Below are 3510 nucleotides of genomic sequence, written 5' to 3'. Positions count from 1 at the left end.
GCATAATACCCTTTGACGGAAAGAAGTTGTTCGAGATTAATGATGCCAATGAACATGCCCAGCAGCGCAAGTGCGAAGGAGCTCCAGGCCAAGAAAGTGAATGCCGATGTGTTGCGTTTCCGGGAATCGTAGCTGTCTTCTAAATTATCGCGGATGACTTTCTGCAGAACAAACGCCGACATCGTCAGGAATAAGGCGCATACGGCAAAGTAACCTTTTACACTTAGTGATTCCTCTAGCGTGTATATACCGATAAACATGGCCAGAAAAGCGCCAATATAAGATGCCCATGCCATAAAAGTAAATGCCGTTGTATTCCGTTTGCGAGTACTCTGTATCATCTTTGGAATCCCCCCGTGGCCGCTGCTGCAACCGTTTAGTATCTTGCTCTTGATACTTATTATAAGAGAATGCAAACATTCCAAATAGTACTATTTACCAATAGTACCCATTAATCGCAAACGGCCACACCTAACGCCATATGTTCCCAAAACATCGTCTGAATGTACTTAGCTTCCTCCTTGGTGCAGTTGACGAGGACGACCACTTCGGTCTTCTTGCCCGGCGCTGTATTTTTCACCCCTTTCTTCTTTTTATGCAAAATATCAATAAGGACCCCTAACATGAACCCCACTGCTGCGCCAATAAGACCCCAGAGAATTGCTCCTCCTTTTAACACAAAACCATATGTAGAGCCTATAACCGTGAAAGCTGTTGCCAAGGCTGCACCCGCATCGAATAAACTAATACCGTCCGAACCATGGATGTTGTCGAACATCCTCGGCTTGCTTGGTCTTTCCTGAAGTGGGACCGCATAAATATTTTCCTTGAGAATACCCGCTTCTTCAACAGCCGTTATCGCCAGCTCCAAATAAATTGAATGTTCAAATGACGCTATGACATGCATGGTATCCTCCTCATTTTCGTAGCGGTGATTTAGGAAATGAAAATTGCCCAGGCTGGTAGCCATTTTTTAACATGACGGCCTGTTCATGATCAAATAGCTTGTTGTACTCGACCGTATTCACGTAAGCATCGTAAACAGCAAACCCATAAATGGAAGGTAGAAAAAGAATCCAATGCATGTGTAGAACACTGCCCGCTCTAGATAGGTCCCAATACAAAAGATAATGAATTCCTTCAAGTAAATGAGACCAATAGGAGACAAGGATCCAGTTCCCAAGAACAAAGAATGCATTAATGATACGATGCGTATACAGCTGCCCCATCCCCGGCATCAAAAGCGACCAGACAATCGCCAGCCAAGGGGAGCGTTTATCTAAATAGTTTATTTCCATGCCAGACATTTTGAAGGGGTCGATCGGTGCGTTTTCGCGTCTAGCCAGTAAATATTGATGGTTCATATCTATAGCGGTGCGATAAGTATCATATATGGAGAATAAATAAACAGGTGCATACAGGGACATCCATCGGATGTTCAGCACCTCATTGGCTTCCTCGAATTGCCCTGTAAAGGTATACACAATAGCTTCGTTCAAATGCATCTGACTGTTAATGAGCATCTCCCAACCAATCAGCATAAAGCCGCGAAAGTACTTGGATAGCAGCAAATGTCCGAAGCCTGGAAAAGCCGCAGACCACCAAGCAATGATATAGGGATTCCGCAAATGCAGCTGGGTAATGCCTAATAAACTGACAAAAGCAATTTGACGGCGGGGTTTCTGTGGCATGCGCAGCATCCTTATGAAGAATAAGTTTCCAGTTATTCTATTATCTTCGCTAGTGAGCAAGATATGCATCCGTTTTCGACAATTGTTTGCGGGTAGACATACACCCACCTGCCTCACTTGGAATATGGTAAAGAAAAAAGTAGGCTCGGATATGGTTCCTTGCTTACGAATGAAAGTGAGGAATCCCCATGCAAATCCACGTTGTCCAAAGAGGACAGACGTTATATCGCATTTCGCAAACATACGGTGTGTCCGTGGATACGATTGCAGCAGCCAATGAGATGACGCCCAGCCAAACACTGGTCATCGGACAGGCATTGGTCATTCCAATCGTAGGCTCGTACTATTGGGTGCAGCCCGGCGAAAGCCTTTATTCGATTGCTCATAAGCTCGGTCTTGACCTCCACGAGCTCGCATCTATCAATGGACTCACCTTGTACCAGCCTTTACCCGTTGGCTTCCGACTCTATATTCCGCCAACTCCCCGCACGCAAGCGGAAGTAAATGCGTACTTGGAACCAAGGGGGAACGAAGTGTCACCCGCCCTGATTCAAGCCGCTAGGGAAGCAACTCCCCACCTTACCTACTTAGCCCCTTTCTCCTTCCGCATTAAGCGGGATGGCACCTTGCAAGCTCCTCCTCTCGACGATCTAGGGGGAATCGCTTCACAGAATGGGGCCACGCTGATGATGGTTGTGACCAATCTGGAGAATGATCAGTTCAGCGCGGAGCTCGGGCATATCATTCTCACGGACGAAACCGTTCAGAACCACTTGCTCCAAACTATTTTATCCACGGCTAAGGAGCTTGGCTTCAAAGATATTCATTTCGATATCGAGCATCTCTATCCGGATGATCGCGATGCATATAACCGCTTCCTGCGGAAAGCAGCGGATCAAATTCATCAACAAGGCTACTTGATGTCCACAGCCCTCGCGCCCAAAACAAGCGCAACTCAAGCCGGAGAGTGGTACTCTGCTCACGACTACAGGGCGCACGGCCAAATCGCGGACTTCGTCATTATTATGACGTACGAATGGGGCTACAGCGGAGGTCCACCTATGGCAGTCTCCCCTATCGGTCCCGTGCGCAAAGTGCTCGAGTATGCCATAAGTGAAATGCCGGCGTCCAAAGTGATGATGGGCCAGAACTTGTACGGTTATGACTGGACGTTGCCTTTCGTGAAAGGCGGCCCGTTCGCCAAAGCGGTCTCCCCGCAAGCAGCGATTGATTTGGCTCGCAAGTATAACGCCCAAATCTTATACGATTACACAGCGCAAGCTCCTCACTTCAATTATTGGGATGATGCTGGTAAAGAGCATACGGTCTGGTTTGAAGATGCCCGCTCCATTCAGGCAAAGTTCCGCTTGCTGAAAGAGCTTGGCTTACGCGGCATCAGTTATTGGAAGCTGGGACTTAGATTCCCGCAAAACTGGCTGCTGCTGGAGGAAAATTTCAAAGTCGTCAAACGTGCTTAATGAACATAACAAAAAGGATAGAGTGTCAGAAGGCTCCTGACGACTCTATCCTTTTTTGTTAAGCTCGTTTATACACGGAAACGGTCAACCGCTTCTTGAAGCTGCCCTGCCATGTCGGACAACATCCTGGAGGAGGTGGAGAACTCCTCCATCATGGCGAGCTGTTCTTCATTAGCTGCTGCTGAATCCTGACTCGCAGCCGCCCCTATATTCGCGGACTCCGTAACGCGCTCCATATGCGTGACGACTTCGTCGCTGCGTGTCGTTACTTGAGCGATCGCTGCGCTCACATCCTCCACTTTCATTAAGACCCCGCCAAATGCTTCTTTCATGGACAATAG

At 47.7% G+C, this 3510-nt stretch carries 3 protein-coding genes and 3 pseudogenes; 1 reads left to right on the top strand and 5 read right to left on the bottom strand.

Annotation, left to right across the window (positions count from 1 at the left end):
* The 4 genes and pseudogenes from AC1DUA_RS29200 to AC1DUA_RS29185 all read right to left on the bottom strand — a co-directional run.
* Nucleotides 1-56, bottom strand: a pseudogene (locus tag AC1DUA_RS29200) (YiaA/YiaB family inner membrane protein); the annotation flags it as partial.
* Between the two features lie 75 nt (nucleotides 57-131).
* A pseudogene (locus AC1DUA_RS29195) lies at nucleotides 132-341 on the bottom strand (YiaA/YiaB family inner membrane protein); the annotation flags it as partial.
* Between the two features lie 110 nt (nucleotides 342-451).
* Nucleotides 452-907 (bottom strand): hypothetical protein, encoded by a 456-nt coding sequence (locus AC1DUA_RS29190; protein WP_477503089.1) that lies wholly within the window; start codon nucleotides 905-907, stop codon nucleotides 452-454.
* 10 nt (nucleotides 908-917) lie between these two features.
* Nucleotides 918-1691: a hypothetical protein gene (locus AC1DUA_RS29185; RefSeq protein ID WP_477503088.1), complete on the bottom strand. Its 774-nt coding sequence runs from the start codon at nucleotides 1689-1691 to the stop codon at nucleotides 918-920.
* Nucleotides 1692-1879: 188 nt separating this feature from the next.
* On the opposite strand from AC1DUA_RS29185, the gene AC1DUA_RS29180 reads away from it, so the two are divergent.
* Nucleotides 1880-3169, top strand: coding sequence for a LysM peptidoglycan-binding domain-containing protein (locus AC1DUA_RS29180; protein ID WP_477503087.1), 1290 nt, complete (start codon nucleotides 1880-1882; stop codon nucleotides 3167-3169).
* A 68-nt stretch (nucleotides 3170-3237) separates the two neighbouring features.
* Here the strand turns inward: AC1DUA_RS29180 and AC1DUA_RS29175 are convergent.
* A pseudogene (locus AC1DUA_RS29175) lies at nucleotides 3238-3510 on the bottom strand (hypothetical protein); the annotation flags it as partial.

The sequence above is a fragment of the Paenibacillus sp. 01T422 genome (assembly GCF_056398785.1).
The sequence above is the reverse complement of the archived record's forward strand: the minus strand, read 5'-3'. Positions and strand labels throughout refer to the sequence as shown.